General features: G+C 60.8%; 13 protein-coding genes and 4 pseudogenes. 4 read left to right on the plus strand and 13 right to left on the minus strand.

Going from position 1 to position 16,215, the window contains the following annotated elements:
* The first annotated feature begins 1 nt into the window (after position 1).
* Positions 2-1,117, plus strand: coding sequence for an NADH:flavin oxidoreductase/NADH oxidase (locus GVK95_RS06080; RefSeq protein ID WP_159947624.1), 1,116 nt, complete (start codon positions 2-4; stop codon positions 1,115-1,117).
* A 49-nt stretch (positions 1,118-1,166) separates the two neighbouring features.
* Positions 1,167-2,264, plus strand: coding sequence for a hypothetical protein (locus GVK95_RS06085; RefSeq protein WP_159947626.1), 1,098 nt, complete (start codon positions 1,167-1,169; stop codon positions 2,262-2,264).
* A gap of 334 nt (positions 2,265-2,598) precedes the next feature.
* On the opposite strand, the pseudogene GVK95_RS06090 reads toward GVK95_RS06085, so the two are convergent.
* The 3 genes and pseudogenes from GVK95_RS06090 to GVK95_RS06100 all read right to left on the minus strand — a co-directional run.
* A pseudogene (locus tag GVK95_RS06090) lies at positions 2,599-3,086 on the minus strand (IS630 family transposase); the annotation flags it as partial.
* 233 nt (positions 3,087-3,319) lie between these two features.
* Positions 3,320-3,535, minus strand: coding sequence for a group II intron maturase-specific domain-containing protein (locus GVK95_RS25185; protein WP_348532446.1), 216 nt, complete (start codon positions 3,533-3,535; stop codon positions 3,320-3,322).
* 68 nt (positions 3,536-3,603) lie between these two features.
* Positions 3,604-3,696 (minus strand): annotated as a pseudogene (locus GVK95_RS06100) (ATP-binding protein); the annotation flags it as partial.
* Between the two features lie 64 nt (positions 3,697-3,760).
* On the opposite strand from GVK95_RS06100, the pseudogene GVK95_RS06105 reads away from it, so the two are divergent.
* Positions 3,761-4,218 (plus strand): annotated as a pseudogene (locus GVK95_RS06105) (transposase); the annotation flags it as partial.
* A 60-nt stretch (positions 4,219-4,278) separates the two neighbouring features.
* Here GVK95_RS06105 and GVK95_RS06110 read toward each other — a convergent pair.
* From GVK95_RS06110 to GVK95_RS06130, 5 genes and pseudogenes are all read right to left on the minus strand, one after another.
* A pseudogene (locus tag GVK95_RS06110) lies at positions 4,279-4,512 on the minus strand (substrate-binding domain-containing protein); the annotation flags it as partial.
* A gap of 310 nt (positions 4,513-4,822) precedes the next feature.
* Complete coding sequence (locus GVK95_RS06115) at positions 4,823-5,947, minus strand: FAD-binding oxidoreductase (protein WP_159947628.1); 1,125 nt, start codon at positions 5,945-5,947, stop codon at positions 4,823-4,825.
* 57 nt (positions 5,948-6,004) lie between these two features.
* Positions 6,005-7,012, minus strand: a complete 1,008-nt coding sequence (locus GVK95_RS06120; RefSeq protein WP_159947630.1) for a Gfo/Idh/MocA family oxidoreductase — start codon at positions 7,010-7,012, stop codon at positions 6,005-6,007.
* Between the two features lie 19 nt (positions 7,013-7,031).
* Positions 7,032-8,540 carry an amino acid ABC transporter permease/ATP-binding protein gene (locus tag GVK95_RS25365; RefSeq protein WP_159947632.1) on the minus strand — a complete coding sequence of 503 codons (1,509 nt, stop codon included), beginning with the start codon at positions 8,538-8,540 and terminating at the stop codon, positions 7,032-7,034.
* A gap of 59 nt (positions 8,541-8,599) precedes the next feature.
* The gene (locus GVK95_RS06130; protein WP_159947634.1) at positions 8,600-9,436 is read right to left on the minus strand and encodes an ABC transporter substrate-binding protein; all 837 of its coding nucleotides are present in this window, start codon (positions 9,434-9,436) and stop codon (positions 8,600-8,602) included.
* A gap of 227 nt (positions 9,437-9,663) precedes the next feature.
* Between GVK95_RS06130 and GVK95_RS06135 the strand changes: the two genes are divergently transcribed.
* Entirely contained in the window at positions 9,664-10,758 is a 1,095-nt protein-coding gene (locus GVK95_RS06135) for a LacI family DNA-binding transcriptional regulator (protein ID WP_159947636.1), read from the plus strand.
* Here the strand turns inward: GVK95_RS06135 and GVK95_RS06140 are convergent.
* The 5 genes from GVK95_RS06140 to GVK95_RS06160 form a co-directional block, all read right to left on the minus strand.
* Positions 10,742-11,089: a cupin domain-containing protein gene (locus GVK95_RS06140; protein ID WP_159947638.1), complete on the minus strand. Its 348-nt coding sequence runs from the start codon at positions 11,087-11,089 to the stop codon at positions 10,742-10,744. The two genes, GVK95_RS06135 and GVK95_RS06140, sit on opposite strands and share 17 nt — an antisense overlap.
* 62 nt (positions 11,090-11,151) lie before the next feature.
* On the minus strand, positions 11,152-12,477 hold the full coding sequence (locus tag GVK95_RS06145; protein WP_159947640.1) for an FAD-binding oxidoreductase: 1,326 nt from the start codon (positions 12,475-12,477) through the stop codon (positions 11,152-11,154).
* Positions 12,478-12,490: 13 nt separating this feature from the next.
* Complete coding sequence (locus GVK95_RS06150; protein ID WP_159947642.1) at positions 12,491-13,381, minus strand: ABC transporter permease; 891 nt, start codon at positions 13,379-13,381, stop codon at positions 12,491-12,493.
* Between the two features lie 42 nt (positions 13,382-13,423).
* Entirely contained in the window at positions 13,424-14,374 is a 951-nt protein-coding gene (locus tag GVK95_RS06155; RefSeq protein WP_159947644.1) for an ABC transporter permease, read from the minus strand.
* 171 nt (positions 14,375-14,545) lie between these two features.
* Positions 14,546-16,210, minus strand: coding sequence for a peptide ABC transporter substrate-binding protein (locus GVK95_RS06160; protein WP_159947646.1), 1,665 nt, complete (start codon positions 16,208-16,210; stop codon positions 14,546-14,548).
* Positions 16,211-16,215: the final 5 nt, after the last annotated feature.

A 16,215-nucleotide genomic window follows, 5' to 3' on the forward strand; every position in this document is an offset into this window, starting at 1 on the left:
AATGTCTTCAGCTTTTCAGCCTTTCAAGCTCAAGGATGTCACGCTCCGCAATCGCATCGCCGTGCCGCCGATGTGCCAGTACAGCGCCAGGGACGGTTTCACCAATGAATGGCACTGGGCCCATTATGCCGTGCTTGCCCGGGGTGGCGCCGGACTGGTGGTCGTGGAAGCGACTGGCGTTTCGGCCGATGGCCGCATCACGCCAGGCTGTACCGGCCTCTGGAGGGACGAGCACATCGAGGGCATGGCGCGGATCGCCGCCTCCATCAAGGCCGCCGGCTCTGTTCCTGGCATCCAGATCGGCCATGCGGGCCGCAAGGCGAGCGCCAATCTGCCCTGGGAAGGCGATGATCACATCGCCGACGGAGATTCGCGCGGCTGGGAGACCATATCTCCCTCGGCAATCGCCTTCGGTGGCGGCCTGTCCAAAATGCCGCGGGAAATGACGATCGCCGATATCGAACGCGTCAAGGCAGATTTCGTGGCGACCGCCAAGCGCGCCCTGCAGGCGGGCTTCGAATGGCTCGAGCTACATTTCGCCCATGGCTATCTTGCACAGAGCTTCTTCTCGATGCACGCCAACACCCGTACCGATGCCTATGGCGGCAACGCCGCCGGTCGCAGCCGCTTCCTCATCGAAACATTCGAGGAAGTCCGCAAGGTTTGGCCTGAAAACCTGCCTTTGACGGCCCGCTTCGGTGTCATCGAGTTCGACGGCCGCGACGAGGAAACGCTGGCCGAGGCGATCACGCTGACCAAGACGCTGCGCGATGGCGGCCTCGACCTGATGGATGTCAGCATGGGCTTCTCCACCATCGACGCCAAAGTTCCGTGGGGGCCTTCCTTCCTCGTTCCGACTGTCGGTCGCGTGCGCAGCGAAACCGGCATGCCGGTTGCCTCCGCATGGTGCGTCGATGCACCCTCGGATATCGAGAAGGCCGTTGCCACTGGACAGATGGATATCGTCATGGTCGGTCGTGCCATGCTCGCCGATCCGCACTATCCCTATCAAGTCGCCCTGGCACTTGGCGAGGATCGTCCTGCCTGGACACTCCCCGCTCCCTACGCCCACTGGCTTTCGCGTTACCGCGGCGCAGGTAAAGGCGCAGCGCAGTAAGCCCAGCGCCAAAGCGAACCATCGTCGGACCAACAAGGAAAGTTCTTAAATGGACATGAATCGACGTTCATTGTTTGCCGGCGCCAGTGCCATCGGCTTATCGGTCGTATTGCCGGCTACCGCCAACGCTCAGTCGCCGTTGCAGCTCTCCGTAGCCGTTCGATCCCCGTGGATGGCCAATCAGGTCGCGTTGACCAGCAGCGACGTGCTTTTCCTTGGTTGCCCCAGATACACGCCAAAAGAAGAGACACCGGCCCTCGCACGCCGGGACGCGAACGGCAAATTGATGCCGTTTCCGGGCAATGGTTGGAACGAATGGAAGCTTGGCGATGACGGCCGCGACGCCTTCGTCTACTTGAATTCCGTCCATATCTTTGCCGACGATACCGTATGGGTGGTCGATCAGGGGGCGCCGAGCCCAGATGTCTTTCCTCATGAGTTTTCCATTCCAAAACCCGGAACCCAGAAGATCGTCCAACTCGATGCGCTGACCGGTGGAATCCTCACCGTGCTGCGCTTCGATGAAGACGTCCTGCCCAGCGGGGCGAAGATGAACGATCTCCGTTTCCATGGCTCGAAGATGTATGTGACAGATTCAGGACTTGGCGCGATCATCGTGCATGATTTCGCGACGGGTGAGACGACTAGGCGCCTGTCCGGGCTAAAGCCGATGATGGCCAAGCCGATGAAGATGACCCTTGCCTTGCAGCTGGATAGCAAAGAAAAGCCCTTTAATCCACCCAACAGCGACATGATTGAGATCAACCAGGACGGTGAATGGCTGTTCTGGGCGGCTCCGACCGGTCCATTGTACAAGATCGAGACGCGGCATCTCAACGACACCAAACTGCGTGACGACGACATCGAGAAGCATGTCCAGCACGTGGCAGACATCGAATTTTCGAGCGGCTGCTCGATGGACTCGCTCGGAAATTTCTATTTTTGCGAGACCAAGACTGGCAAGATCACTTTGCTCGCGCCCTCAGGCAAAACGGCGACGCTCGCCTTCGACCCCGACTTTGTCCGGCCGGATGGCGCCTTCATCTCGGCCGACCGGCGTCTGTACGTACCGCGCAAGCCCAGAGAGCCGGATGCAAGCCGGAGACACCATTCGCAATCTACTCCGTGCAGTTGCCCGAAAGCTTGAATGGGATCCCCCTCGGCGATGCAGTGACCGGCGCGGCATAGACCGGTTACAACCCCTGCCTTGGTGGATAGGCCAAAACCCACCGAGGCGGCAAAAGGTCAGCTCGCTCCCGAGAAGGGTGCGTGTTTCAAGAAATGTAGTCTGACCAGCTCCCACTCCGTCGCTCGGGCACTTCTCAGACCCGCCGGCCATGGGTATAGCCACAACAATCCTGGCGGTCATTGCGGTCGATCCAAATCAATGACATTCGCTGCTCTTGATAAGATGTGAACCAACGACAAGGCGTTTTCACTTACTGGAGCCCCAAAATCGCTTCAACTAGAGCGCGTCCGGTTTACTCGGGATCATATCCGCAGGATTTGAAGTAGTTGGCGCATTCTTGCGGCTCGAACAGTGTGACGATCTGGCCGACCGTGTTCCATAAGCCCTCTACTGTCCGCTCGGCTTTGGCGCGCAAGACAGCCTTGAGCTTCGCAAAGGCCTTCTCGATGGGGTTGAAGTCGGACTGTAGGGAGGAAGGTCGAGTAACCGGCATCCCGCACCTTCGATTGCGTGACGCACTCCCTCCGCCTTGTGTGCAGGCAGATTGTCCATGATGACGATGTCGCCCGGTGCCAAGGTTGGAATGAGAACCTGTTCGACATAGGCCTGGAACGCGACGCCGTTCATCGCACCGTCGAGGACCATCGGCGCGGTCATGCCAGATAGCCTGAGCGCTCCGGTAAACGTCGTTGTCTTCCAATGGCCGTGCGGGATCGGTGAACGGCATCGTTCTCCACAAAGGGCTCGTCCGCGAAGCCGAGACATCTTCGTGCTCAGGCCGGGGTGAGTAGGCCGGAGGGATTTCACCTGCCGGCCTCTCGCAGAACGGTGCGTGAACCTCTCGATTCACACCGCTCCCATCAGGTAAACGTGTTCGTTCCGAACGCCTTTCAATGCACGAAGAGCCCCGGATTTCCATGTGCCAGCTATCGCAAGAAAAGACTGGCGCGTGTCTTATGGGACTGAAAGCGCTTGAACTTTCGCCTGATCCAAGCCCTAAGTTTCTGATTGACCTAATCAGCCAGGGTGGACAAGGCCGAACGACTGTACCGACCATAGTAGGCAATCCACCCCCGAAAAAGTGGATCGAGCTGTTTGGCTATTTCGGCCAGTGTCCCCGGCGTCTGCCGCGGGATGTTCAAGCTTTTGATCGTCGCCCGCATTGTCAACGGCGGAGTAAAAACCGGCCAGGCGGCGGAGCAAAAGCAGGCCACTTTCGGCGCACGCATGAGACCTCCGGGAGGGCGTAGCCCGAGCGGGGGGTCTTATGCGTGCGCGTCGATTTTCCGAAGGGTATTCAGCCTGCCTTTCGGGCTCGGCTTTGGGCGAGACGATAGCTGTCGCCGTTCATCTCAAGGATGTTGACGTGGTGGGTGATGCGATCGAGCAGTGGTCTGCCCCCTGAAAAGTGATCCTTCTTGAAGTATGGCTTATGAGCCGAGGAAGGAATTGAAATGGCAGCGAAAAGACACAAGGCAGAAGAGCTCGTCACGAAGCTTCGTCAGGTTGACGTGCTGAATGTGCAAGGCAAATCGATGGCGGAGGCGATCCGGTCGATAGGCGTGACGGAAGTTACATATTACCGCTGGCGAGCAGAATATGGTGGCCTGAAGGGCGATCAAGTGAAGCGATTGAAGGAGCTGGAGACCGAGAACGCTCGTCTCCGGCGGGCAGTTTCCGATTTGACCCTGGACAAGATGATCTTGGCAGAGGCTGCCAGGGGAAACTTTTAAGCCCCGCTCGCCGCCGTGCCTGTGTGGATCATATCACCGCAGAACTGGGTGTGTCCGAACGACGGGCATGCCAGGTTCTCGGTCAGCATCGTTCCACGCAGCGCAAGATCGCCAAGACTCCGGATGACGAGGCGGCATTGACCGCCGACATCACGGCGCTCGCGCTCCAATATGAGAGGCGCCTTGTTCATCAAGGATGAATACTTGCAATTGGGGCAAGCCGACCAGCTTGATTGTCTGACGACAATGCTGCAGGGGAGTTTTCGGGCCCCGCCGCTGAACGCCTGCGGCTTGGACGGAGCAAGGATCGCAAGTCCAGCCAGTCGTCCGAGTTCCTTCAGCTCCATATCGGTAGTTGTAAACGCCGGACGCGTCTGCTCCGCCATAACATCCCAATTGTCGAGCCCGACGACGGAAACCTCGCCGGGAATGGATATGTTGCGGTACCTCGCGCGCGCGATCAGGTGTTTCACCGCAAGCCGCGTGCCCTGGTCATCATCGGGTAGCCGAGCGACACTCTCCGTCGCCCTACTCTTTCGATGCCCTGCACGGAGTTGAGATCCACCGCCGCGATGTGCGCGAGGTCGTGGAAGCTCCCATCAGGGCTCTAGCGCCAGAGCGGCGGCATTGACCGAATCCCAGCACTTACAAAAGAGAAACGAACTCGTTCGGCGGGACAACGCGTGGCGATGCGATTTATCAAGCCTGCCGCTGCGGACAGCGGTAGGCCAAATGGCAGATCAGGTCATATGTTAGCGACCAAGGCAGAAGGATCGGCTGCGCTTACCCAAAGCGCTCGGGGCGGAACGTTTTCAGCATAGGATGTTCGCCACCCGTTACAATCTCGTAGGCGAGCAGTTCACCGACGATCAGGCCAAGCGTGGCGCCGGAGTGGCTGAAGACGACATAGTAACCAGGAATAGCTTTGAGCGCGCCGACGACCGGTTCGCCATCACCGGGGATGGGCTTGCCGCCAACGCCGATGGACGCGATTTCAAGCTTCGGATTGCCCTCCATTACCTTGCTCGCCTCAACCAACAGAGCCTCAACCACGGTATCGTCTATTTCATAGCGTCCATCGGGACGCAGCGTTACGCCCTCGTCAGCAGCCCAATCGGCATCGAGCGAAAAGGTCCCGCCCGGCGCCGGCCGAACGGCTACGCGGGGCGTGTTGAGAACGGCGCGCAGCGGATGTGCGACCGGCTTCGTCTGCACAAGGAGCGCAATCGGCGTATCATCGCCAATGGACTTACCGCTCTCGGCCACCATCTTCGGCACCGCCGGCCCAGTGGCGACCACCACGGCATCGGCCTCGAAACGATCGCCGCTTGCGGTTTGTGCTCCGATGGCACGGCCGCTTTCGATGATGACCCGCGCCGCGCCCTGATCCGTCACCAGCACGCCTCCGAGAGCGGAAAACTCCTGCAGAAGCAGGTCGATCAACACCGGCAGGTCCACCCAACCTTCGCCGGGATTGAAGATCCCACCCTGCGGGGTAATCGCGCGTGCATCAAGGCCCGGTGTGACACCCGCCACCGATCCAGCGGCCAGATGCTGCGCATCATAGGCCAGCGAAACCTCGTGGCGATAGGCGGCGGCGATCTCGTTGCCCGCATCGCCGGCATCCCAGGTCAGTCCGCCGTCGAAACGCAGCCAGTCGGTATCGTGGTACTGTGCAAACAGCGTGCGGTAGCGGTCAATGCCGGCCATACGCAGGCGGTGATAGGGCTCGGAACGCATGCGCGCCGAGTTCAGCCAGGAAAGCGAGCGGCCCGAAGCGCCGTTGGCGGCCGGGCCATCGTTGAGAATGGTCACCCGGATGCCGCGCCTGGCAAGCTGAACACCGGTAGAAACGCCGAAAATACCGGCGCCGATGATAACGGCCGAGGAGATGGTCTTGTCTGTCATGGTCTGTCTTTCAGTCGGTTGGTCATGTTTCATCAGATGTGGCAAGGACCGGACGGCTCAGAGTTCTTCCCAGCGCCCGCTTTCGGCAGAGCGGAAGAGCGCGTCGATCACCTTCATGTTGGCGATCGCGTCCTCCAGCCCCGTCGCAAGCGGCGTGCCGGAGAGCACGGCCTCGCAAAAGGCATCGGCTTGTTCGCGGTACTGGTCGACAGGCTCGATCTTGATTTCGGTACGCCCACCGCCGTCGAGATCGCCGCCGTCATCAAGGACGAGCCGGGTCGGCAAATCGGCAGGCGCATTGAACGGAACGGGAATTTCCAATCGCCCAAGCGTGCCGAGAACAGTGACCTTCTGCGTCAGTGCCAGCTGAGTGGAGCAGGTGAACGCGAGCTGGCGGCCCTGCGGAAAGGCCAGCAGTCCGCTTGCCAGCCGGTCCGTGCCGAAGGCCGGGTCGCGTTCGATCAGAGCAATCACCCGCAGTGGTTCCGCGTCGAAAAGATAACGGGCTGTGTTGATGGCATAGCAGCCGACATCGAACAGGCCGCCTCCGCCGATCTCGGCCTGGTTGCGAACGTTCCGGGGATCATCAAGATAGTAAGAGAAGACCGTCTGGATGGCGCTCACCTCGCCGAGTTGCCCCTCGGCGATCAGCGCCCTCGCCTTTTTCCACTGAGGATGATGCAGGACCATGAAGGCTTCCGCGACCGGCAGGCCGGCAGCCTGCTGCGCAGCCAGGAGCGTCCTGGCTTCCGCAGCATTGAGCGCGATCGGTTTTTCACAAAGTACCGGCTTGCCCTGCTGGAGTGCCCTGATCGTCAAGGGTACATGCAGGTGATTGGGCAGGGGATTGTAGATCGCATCGATTTCGGGGTCGGCTAGCAATTCCTCATAGGAGCCATAAGCCTTGGCGATGCCGAAGCGCTCGGCCATTTGCCGTGCCTTGTCGCCATCCCGGGATGCGATGGCCGTAACCAACCCAAGGCGACTCGTTTGGATCGCTGGTATAACCGCCTTGGCGGCGATGCCGGCGCAACCCAATACGCCCCATCGGATCTTTGCTGTCATCGTCATTCTCCTGTCTGCTTCAGAGCACTTCCGCCAGGAAACGCTGAAGCCTCGGGCTCTGCGGGTTGTCGAAAATGGCTTGGGGCGTACCGGTTTCCACAACGCGTCCCTCGTCCATGAAGACGACCTGGTCGGCGACACGGCGGGCAAAGCCCATTTCATGGGTGACGACGACCATGGTCATGCCTCGCCCGCCAAGATCTGCCATGAGGTTCAGGACACCCTTGACCAGTTCCGGATCAAGCGCGCTGGTCACCTCATCGAAGAGGATGATTTCCGGTTCCATGGCGAGCGCCCGGGCGATTGCAACGCGCTGCTGCTGTCCACCGGAGAGCCCGCTGGGAAGATGATGCTGACGGCTCTCAAGACCGACATCGGCAAGCCGCGCCTTGGCTATCCGCTCGGCTTCCGCCTTCGGCATCCCCTTGATCTTCGTCAGCGACAGCATGACATTTTCAAGGGCCGTATGGTCCGGGAAGAGGTTGAAGTGCTGGAACACCATGCCGACCCGCCGCCGCAGCGTTTCCGGCCTCATGGTCAAAATGCTCTGGCCGTCGATGAATACATCACCGGACTTGGGTTCGACCAGCCGGTTCACTCCGCGCAGCAACGTCGATTTTCCAGAGCCGGAGGGACCGATGATGCAGGTGACGCTGCCTGGCTTCACCGACAAATCGACACCCTTGAGCACGTCCAGGTCGCCATAGGCCATGCCCAGATTTCGCACATCGAGACTGCCACCCTTGAAGGCGGCCTCGGAAGTTCCAGCAGCAGCGTCCAGTTCGCCGACCTCCTCCAGCCCGCTTGTGACAACGGCCGACCGTTGCTTGCCGAGCCGCAGGCGCGTGTCGATGGCATTGACCACATGGGTCAGCGGCACAGTGATCACCAGATAGAAGACACCGGCCAACAGCAGTGGCGAAAGATTGCCGGTCACGACGGCCTGGTCCTGCCCCACGCGAAAGATTTCACGTTCGGACGCAAGCAGGCCGAGGAAGTAGACAAGGCTCGAATCTTTCACATTCCCAATGAACTGGTTGACGAGGGCGGGCAGCACGCGACGCACCCCCTGCGGCACGATGATCAGCCGCATACCCTGGCCGTAGCTCATAGAAAGCGCCCGGCAGGCCTCCATCTGGCCGCGATCGACACTCTGGATGCCTGAGCGAAAGATCTCGCCGATATAGGCGCCGGCAATCAGGCTGAGTGCCAGAATACCGAGCGGATAAGGTGAAGGACCGAACAGCTCACGCCCGATGCGCGCAAAGCCCTGCCCAATCAGCAGAATGGTAACGATGGCAGGCAGGCCGCGAAAAATGTCGGTGTAAAGACGAGCGGGTATACGCAGCCATGCGGAACGCGAGATCCCCATAATTGCGAGCATCATGCCGATGACGACACCCAGCACCGTCGACGCGGCCGCCAGGATCAATGTATTTTTCAGGCCGACCGTGATCATGGTCGGCAGGACTTCGGCCATCGCGTTCCAGTCGAGGAAACTGCGGCGCAGATTTTCAAGCCAGTTCATCAGGGGTTCCTTGCAAGAAAGGCCGGTCCGACCGACAGGATCGGACCGGCAAGGTGGCCTCACGGCTTGGGAAGATAGGAATCCGGCATCGGCGTGCCGGGGAACCACTTTTCGTGCAGTGTTTTCCAAGTGCCGTCCTGCATGGCGTCGTGCAGGGCCTTGTTCAGCGCTTCGCGCAGTGCGTCATTGCCCTTGCGGATCACGAAGCCGGCCGGCGCATCGAAGCTGGGGATATTGACCGCCACTTTGAGATCGGGATAACGGGTGGAATATTCTTTGGCTGCCTCGTAATCGAGGAAGTGGGCGCTGATTGTGCCATTGTTCAGGCCAGAGACAGCGGAGTTATTGTCCGGGAATTTGACCAAATCGGCACCGGTGAAATTCTTCTCGGCATAGATTTCCTGCAGCGTACCCTGCACGACGCCAAGCCGCTTTCCGTTCAGTCCGGCCGCATCAGTAATGCCTGCATCCGGCGTGAGCACGGTCAGGAAACCCGCGAGATAGCCGTCCGAGAAATCAACGTTCTCCTTGCGCTTGTCCGTCGTGCCGATGGCAGCAGCCGCGACATCGAAGCGACCATTGGCGACCGAGGGCATCAGCGCGGAGAACTCCTGGCCGGTGAAGACGACCTGATCCTTCTTGAAGCCGAGACGTTCAGCCACATTGAGAAAGAGTTCAATGTCGAAGCCGGTGAAGGTACCGTCAGCGGTCGTGAAGGCGTAAGGCTTGGCATCCCCCATCGTACCGACGCTGATGATGGTCGGGTCGATGAGACCGAGCGAATTGTCCTGGGCATGGCTCGCCGGTGTGGTCCCCGCCACCATGCCGAGCGCCAGGATGATGGCTGTGGCCTTCAGTCGTGCGAAGGGGGCGGTGAGAGCTTTATTCATGTGCATTGTTTTCGTCTCCTCTGGTGATGTTCTTCAGCTGCATCGAGGGCACACCGGCGCGGCCAGATCCACGGCAGGAGCCGTAGATCTGGCCAAGGCAGTGCGCATACCGTATGGCGTCTTTTTCTTATTGAGACCGGTCTCTTTACATATTGAGACCGGTCTCTTTGATGTTTGTCAAGCGATAACTTGGTATTTGCCAAACATTGACATCTCTTGTAAGGCTACCGCCCATGGACCCAACCTCGCCCCGGAACAGTTCCGTCACAGTGGCCGATGTCGCTCGCATGGCGGGCGTCTCGAAGGCAACGGCTGCGCGCGTCTTGGGCGGCTACGGAACCGTCAGCGACCGGGTGCGCGACGCCGTGACCGTTGCCGCACGCAGCCTGGACTACCGGCCGAACGAACTGGCCCGTTCGATGACGACAGGCCGCTCCGGCACGATCGGTGTGGTGGTCGGCGATATCGAAAACCCGTTCTTCAGCCTGGCCGTCAGAGGCATCACCGACATTGCCCGACAGGCGGGCTTCACCGTGATCCTCACCAATTCCGGTGAGGACGCAGAAACTGAGAAAGCCGCGATCCGAACGCTGCTTGCCAAGCGCGTGGACGGGCTGATCGTCTCGCCCGCGAAGGAAAGCGATGTCGATCATCTGAAGGACGTGGTCCGTGCGGGTTGCCCCATGGTGCTGCTCGATCGCGGCAGCAGGACGCTCGGCGTCGATACTGTCGTTGCTGATGACGGCTCTGCGGCCGAAGGCATCACGCGCCGGCTGATCGCCGGCGGCCACCGACGAATTGCCTATCTCACCGCCTGCGATACGCCGGACCACCACTTCCGCACACCGTCCGACATCAGCACCGGATCGGTGCGCCGGCGTATCGAGGGCTATTTACGCGCCTGCCGCGAGGCGGGCGTTCCGGGGATTGAAGAGTGGGTGCGGCTTGGTGCGGTGACGCCGGGCGAGACGCAGCGAATCGTCGGCGCCATGCTGACTGCGAAGCACGCCCCGACCGCCATCATCGCCTCCGACAGCGTGATAGGTCTCGATGTCTTCAAAGTCTGCCGCAACCTTGGCATTGACATCCCCGGGGATTTGTCACTGGTCTCGTTTCATGATGCGGACTGGACATCGGTGACGACCCCCCCGGTCACAGTCGTGCGCCAGCCGGTCTATCAACTCGGTGAAACGGCAGCCAGGCTGCTGGTCGAACGGTTGAATGGCGATGGCGGCCCGGCAAGCCGAGTTGTGCTGCAGACTGAACTGGTCGAACGCGCCTCCGTCGCCGATATCCCGATGAAAGAGATGCCTACGGCTTCGGAATGACGGTTGCCAGCTTGCGGAAGGCCGAGAGGATTTCGAGGCGGCTCGGTACACCTCTGGCGATACTGACGATGGAGCCAGGGCCGATTTTCACAGGCGCGGCATCCGCCTGCGAATAAATCGCGTCCCCTTCGACAACGACGAATGTCTCTTCGAGGTCGCGGCCGGGATAGTTGTAAATGCCGGGCTCGGCCTTCCACACGGCAACGATGGTGCCGTTCTCGACCGGATCCTGCCAGATCGGGCGGCGCCAGGAGCCGCAGTCCCGCCCCTCGGCCGGCATGGCCGGCGAAAGATCGATGTCATCGGCAATGTTGTAGATGGGCATGCTCATGGAGGTCTCCTTGGTCATTGATGACGGCGCGCATCGGCGGCACCCGGTTTTGGGATATGGGATCAGGCGTACGGTGGCAGAGCGGCACCGGACAGGCGGCTGACGAGATTGTCGCGCAGGCGGTAGTAGCGCAGCGTGAGAGAGGGTCCGAAAGCCATGTAGAAGGGCGCGGCCGTGAGCGGTTCCAGTTTCAGCGCCAGTTCGTTCTGCGGCTTGCCGAGCGCCCATTCCGACAGGACGGAGCCGAGCATGGAGCCGGTCGGCACGCCACGCCCGGACAGACCGGTCAACGCCACCACACCGGGTGCCAGATCGTAGAAGCGTGGGATCGTGCGGTACTGCATATCGAGTTCGCCGAACCAGAAATAGTCCCAGCGGATCTCCTCGCGGATCTGGGGATGCAGCCATTTGAGACGCTCGCTCATCACGCGACGGGTATAGGCCATGTCGCGCCCGCGCTTTCCCATCGGGAACATGGAGGCGACGATGCGGCCCTCCGCATTGTATTTGTAGACATAGATGTCGCCGCGACCGTCGTGGATCGTGGTGTTGTGCGGCAGTACGTGGGCGCGCGTTTCAGGCGACAGAACCTGGGTTGCCGCCACGAAGACGCGCTGGATCTTAAAAGTCCGGTCGAGCTTCGGCCAGCCGCCAACTGTATAGGCGCCCGTGGTGAAGATCACCTTGTCGGCGATAACCTGCCCGCCTCGCGTGCCGACCCTCCAGCCACCACCGCCGTCGCGGTCGCAGGAGACTGCCGAGGATCCGGTATAGATCGCGCCGCCTTCCTGCAGAACCGCCCGGGCAAGTCCGCGGGCGTAACCCAGCGGATTGAGGTGCCCCGCCTCCTCATGCAGCCAGCCGCCGTGGAAGCGTGGACTGCCGGTCAATGCCGCCACCTCGTCGCGGTCAATGAAGCGGGTCCTTGCGCCGACCGCGTTGTAGCTCTCCACCTTCTCACGGATCGCATCAACAGCGCGACGGTGCGGCGCGCCCATCACGTAGCCGTTCTGCACCCATTCGCAGTCGATCTGATAATCACGGATCATCGCGCCGACACGGTCATTGGCCCGCGTCTGCCGCTCGATGAGCCGCTCGGCCCAGGGCTCGCCCAGCATGGTCCGTAGTTCCGGCAGGCTGTAATGGGTGAAGGTCGGCGTGCAGTGGCCGGCATTTCGGCCCGAACCGCCAAAGCCCGCCTCCTCGCGTTCCAGCACGACGACGCGAACCCCGGCCTTCGCCAGTTCGAGCGCCGTCGTCAGGCCGGCATAGCCGGCACCGACGATGCAGACATCGGCTTTGACGGAACGGCCAAGCGTCTCGGTCTTCACAGCGGGCACGGCCGTCGCATACCACAGGGTAACGTCGAACGGAGAAAACGTGGTCATCACTGCCCTCGCCTCAATTCAGGTCGCTGCGGGCATCAAGCGCATCGCGCAACCCGTCGCCGATAAAGTTGAAGCTGGTGACGGCGAGTGTGATCGCCACACCCGGCACGATGGCAAGCCAGGGTGCCTTGTCGAGATATTGCTGGGCGCCGTTCAGCATGTTGCCCCAACTCGGCAGTGGGGGCTGGATGCCATAGCCGAGAAAGCTGATATAGGCTTCCAACAGGATGGCGCGCGCCACCGTCAGCGTCGCCGCCACGATGATCGGGCCGGTGGCGTTCGGCAGGATTTCGCGAAACATGATCCAGGCATTGGGAAGCCCCAGCATGCGCGCGGCCAGCACAAAGTCGCGTTCGCGCAGCGATCGCACCTCTGCTTCCACCAGCCGCGCAATTTCCATCCAGCTGGTGACGGCGATGATCACCGTGATCATGAAAGGACTCGGCTTTACGAAGGCGGCCAACGCCAAGAGCAGGAAGATGCTTGGGAAGGACAGAAACGCATCGACGAAGCGCATGAGGACGGCGCCGAGGCGCCCGCCATAATAGCCGGCCACCACGCCGATGACGGTCCCAATCAGCGTTGAAAGAACCATGGCGAAAAACCCGACAAGCAGGGAGATGCGGCCCGCATTGAAAAGCCGAGCCGCAATGTCGCGACCCAACGGATCCGTGCCGAAGATGTGGTAACCGGTAAGCGGCGGCGCAAAGCGTGAGCCCAGATCGATGAAGAGCTCGTCATAGGGGAGAATATACGGCCCCACGACGCAGGCGACGATCATTATCGAGATCATGACGAGACCGAGAACCGCCAGCCTGTGGCGTCCGAAACGCCGGAGCGTGCGGTTCTGCCACCAGCGGGAGCTGGCCGGAGTGGCGGAAGATGGAAGCGTTGCAGCGGACATGGTCTATCCCTTCGGAAAAGGCAGCGTTCACGACGGACGGCGTCACCCGAGCCGGATGCGCGGATCGACGAGCGCGACCAAAATGTCGGCGATGAGGCTGCCGGTGAGCACAAGGATGGCGGAGAACATCAACAGGCCCATCACAACCGGATAGTCGTGATAGCCCAGGCTATCGAGAAAAAGTCGGCCCATGCCCGGCCACGTGAAGACGGTCTCGGTGACGAGGGCGCCGCCCAGAATCGTCGGAAGCTGCAGGCCGGCGAGCGTGATCATCGGCAGCAGCGCATTGCCGACCACATGCTTAATCAGAACCCGGCGCGGTGTTAGACCCTTGGCGCGGGCCGTTCGGACGAAATCCTGGTTGATGACGTCGAGCGTGGCTGTGCGCATGTAGCGGCTCCACACCGCGATATTGACCAACGCCAGCACGAGGCTCGGCATCACCAGATGAATGGCGTAGTCATAGAAGGACTGGTCGCCGATTGTATACATGTTACCGGCTGGCAGCCATTTCAGCTTCAGCGCGAAGACGTAAATGGCGACAAGGCCGAACCAGAACGTTGGGATCGACAGCGCCACCATGGCCCCGATGGTCGCTGTATAGTCGAACAGCGAATAACGCTTCGTGGCGCCCTTGATGCCGATCCAGGTCCCGATCAGGATCGAGACGAGGGTGGACGTAACCATCAGAAGAAGCGTGGCGAAGAGATGCCCCGAGATGATGTCAAGCACGGGTCGCTGGTCCCGGTAGGACGTGCCCCAGTCTCCCCGCAACAGCCGCCAGGCCCACTCGAGATACTGGATCGGCAGGGGGCGATCGAGTCCCATCTGCTGGGCGATGCGGTCCAGCGCCTCGCGCGTCATGCCGGGGGTCAGCGCAAATTGCGACAGCGGGCCACCGGGCGCGAGATTGAGAACGGCGAAGCCGATGATCGAGACAAGCACGAGCAACACGAGGCTCTGCCAGAGGCGGTTCAGAAGATAGGCGAACATGGGTGGTGCTCCGGGTCGGTCCAGGCCGTGTTCCGTTGGAAACATGCCTTGGGACAGCCAAAGGGATCGTCGGCGCCGGCCGGCTGAGGCGCGACTCCTTGCGGAGCCGCCCCTTTCCGGACGTCACGACGCTACGGGTCGGGCCTGTTGTAGACCCGCCCGTTGCGGCGATCAGCTGAGGTTCCAGCTTCCGACATTCCAGGTGTCGATACGGGTGTTGATGTTGAACACAACGTTCTCGACACCCTGCTTGTGGCCGCGCACCGTGGCATACTGGAAGAGTGGCAGGAACGGCAGCTCCTCGCGCATGATCTCCTGGATCCTGAGATAGGCCGCCTTGCGCTCTTCCGGCACGAAGAGGCTGCCGCCCTTGGCCAGAAGTTCGTCCACTTCCGTATTGGCGAACTGCCAGGTGTTCTGGCCGGAGCCACCCTTGGCCGGGCTGGAGGTGGAGCGGAAGAAGTCCGACGTGTCCGGGTCCGGACCGGTGAGGAAATCAAGCCCGACGATCACTGTGTCGAACTTTGACAGCATCCAGTAGTCGCCCCACATGACGGCTGGCGGCAGGTTGGAAATGGTCATCTCCACTTCGAGTTCCTTGAACGACTGCTGCATGTATTGCTGCACCTGTTCGCGAATGTGGTTGCCTGCCGTGGTCGAGCAAGTGAAGGCGAGCTTCACTCCGTCCTTGGCGCGAATGCCGTCGTCGCCTGCCACCCAGCCAGCTTCGTCCAGAATTGCCTTGGCCTTCTCCATCGAATACTCGTGTTTCGGAAGGTCCGGATTGTAGTAGAAGGACTGCTGCGGCACGTAGCTCTCGGTCGGCGACGGCAGACCGTAATAGAGCGCGTCGATGATCGTCTGCTTGTCAATGGCGTGGTAGAGCGCCTCGCGAACCTTCGGGTCCTTGAACTGCGGCCGTTCCATGTTGAAGGTGAAGGATTCGACCGTCGAACCCGGCACCACCGTGACGACCTTGCCCTCCAGCGCCTTCGCCTCGTCATAGTGATCCGGCGTGATCCACTGCAGGCCGACCACATCGATGTCGCCGGTCTTGAATTGCGTGTACATGACGTTGAGATCAGGCACGTATTTGTAGATCAGCTTTTCGATATGCGGGCCATCGGCGAAATAGTCTCTATTGGCCTCCAGCAGGATATAGTCGCCGGCGACGCGCTCCTTCCATTTGAACGGGCCGGTTCCGACCGGCGCGTTGTTGTAAGGCGCAGTATTCTTGTCGGCTGCGGCACCCAGAACGTGCTTCGGCGTAATGAAGGTAGAGGCGAGGATCGACGGATAGGGCGCAAATGGCTTCTCCATCTTCCAGGTTATTTCCGTCGGAGTCACGACTGTCAGCTCGCGAACATATTCATGACCGGTCTTGCGCCAGGAGCGGAAATTCGGATCCACCAACAACTCGAGCGTGAATTTCACGTCTTCGGCGGTGAACGGCGTGCCGTCATGCCACTTCACGTCGTCGCGCAACTTCACTTTCCAGGAGAGGCCATCGGCGGAAATACCGCCGTTTTCGACCGTCGGGACCTCGGCGGCCAGCGCTGCGACGAAGGCACCCTTCTCATCAACATAGAAGAGCGGGTCGAAGATGCTGAAATGAATGCCTTCGTCGACCTCAATATGCGGCATATGCGGATTGAAGACGGTTGGCTCCTGAGAGAAGCCAACAGTTAGCTGGCCTTTCGGCGTCTTTGCTTCCTGGGCGAACGCACGCGTGAGCCCGGGAAGGCCGGTCATCACGAAGCCCGAGGCACCAAGAGCGAGAAGGCCGAGCGCCTGGCGGCGTGTTGTATTCATGAACGTTTTTTTCTGGTCGGACATTTTGT

The organism is Rhizobium sp. 18065 (assembly GCF_902706095.1).
Lineage (GTDB): Bacteria > Pseudomonadota > Alphaproteobacteria > Rhizobiales > Rhizobiaceae > Allorhizobium.

Bases quoted from the DNA above. Each gene is read 5' to 3' on its own strand.
- GVK95_RS06080 (WP_159947624.1), top strand. From the start codon at position 2: ATGTCTTCAGCTTTTCAGCCTTTCAAGCTCAAGGATGTCACGCTCCGC.
- GVK95_RS06085 (WP_159947626.1), top strand. From the start codon at position 1,167: ATGGACATGAATCGACGTTCATTGTTTGCCGGCGCCAGTGCCATCGGC.
- GVK95_RS25185 (WP_348532446.1), bottom strand. From the start codon at position 3,535: ATGCGTGCGCCGAAAGTGGCCTGCTTTTGCTCCGCCGCCTGGCCGGTT.
- GVK95_RS06115 (WP_159947628.1), bottom strand. From the start codon at position 5,947: ATGACAGACAAGACCATCTCCTCGGCCGTTATCATCGGCGCCGGTATT.
- GVK95_RS06120 (WP_159947630.1), bottom strand. From the start codon at position 7,012: ATGACAGCAAAGATCCGATGGGGCGTATTGGGTTGCGCCGGCATCGCC.
- GVK95_RS25365 (WP_159947632.1), bottom strand. From the start codon at position 8,540: ATGAACTGGCTTGAAAATCTGCGCCGCAGTTTCCTCGACTGGAACGCG.
- GVK95_RS06130 (WP_159947634.1), bottom strand. From the start codon at position 9,436: ATGCACATGAATAAAGCTCTCACCGCCCCCTTCGCACGACTGAAGGCC.
- GVK95_RS06135 (WP_159947636.1), top strand. From the start codon at position 9,664: ATGGACCCAACCTCGCCCCGGAACAGTTCCGTCACAGTGGCCGATGTC.
- GVK95_RS06140 (WP_159947638.1), bottom strand. From the start codon at position 11,089: ATGAGCATGCCCATCTACAACATTGCCGATGACATCGATCTTTCGCCG.
- GVK95_RS06145 (WP_159947640.1), bottom strand. From the start codon at position 12,477: ATGACCACGTTTTCTCCGTTCGACGTTACCCTGTGGTATGCGACGGCC.
- GVK95_RS06150 (WP_159947642.1), bottom strand. From the start codon at position 13,381: ATGTCCGCTGCAACGCTTCCATCTTCCGCCACTCCGGCCAGCTCCCGC.
- GVK95_RS06155 (WP_159947644.1), bottom strand. From the start codon at position 14,374: ATGTTCGCCTATCTTCTGAACCGCCTCTGGCAGAGCCTCGTGTTGCTC.
- GVK95_RS06160 (WP_159947646.1), bottom strand. From the start codon at position 16,210: ATGTCCGACCAGAAAAAAACGTTCATGAATACAACACGCCGCCAGGCG.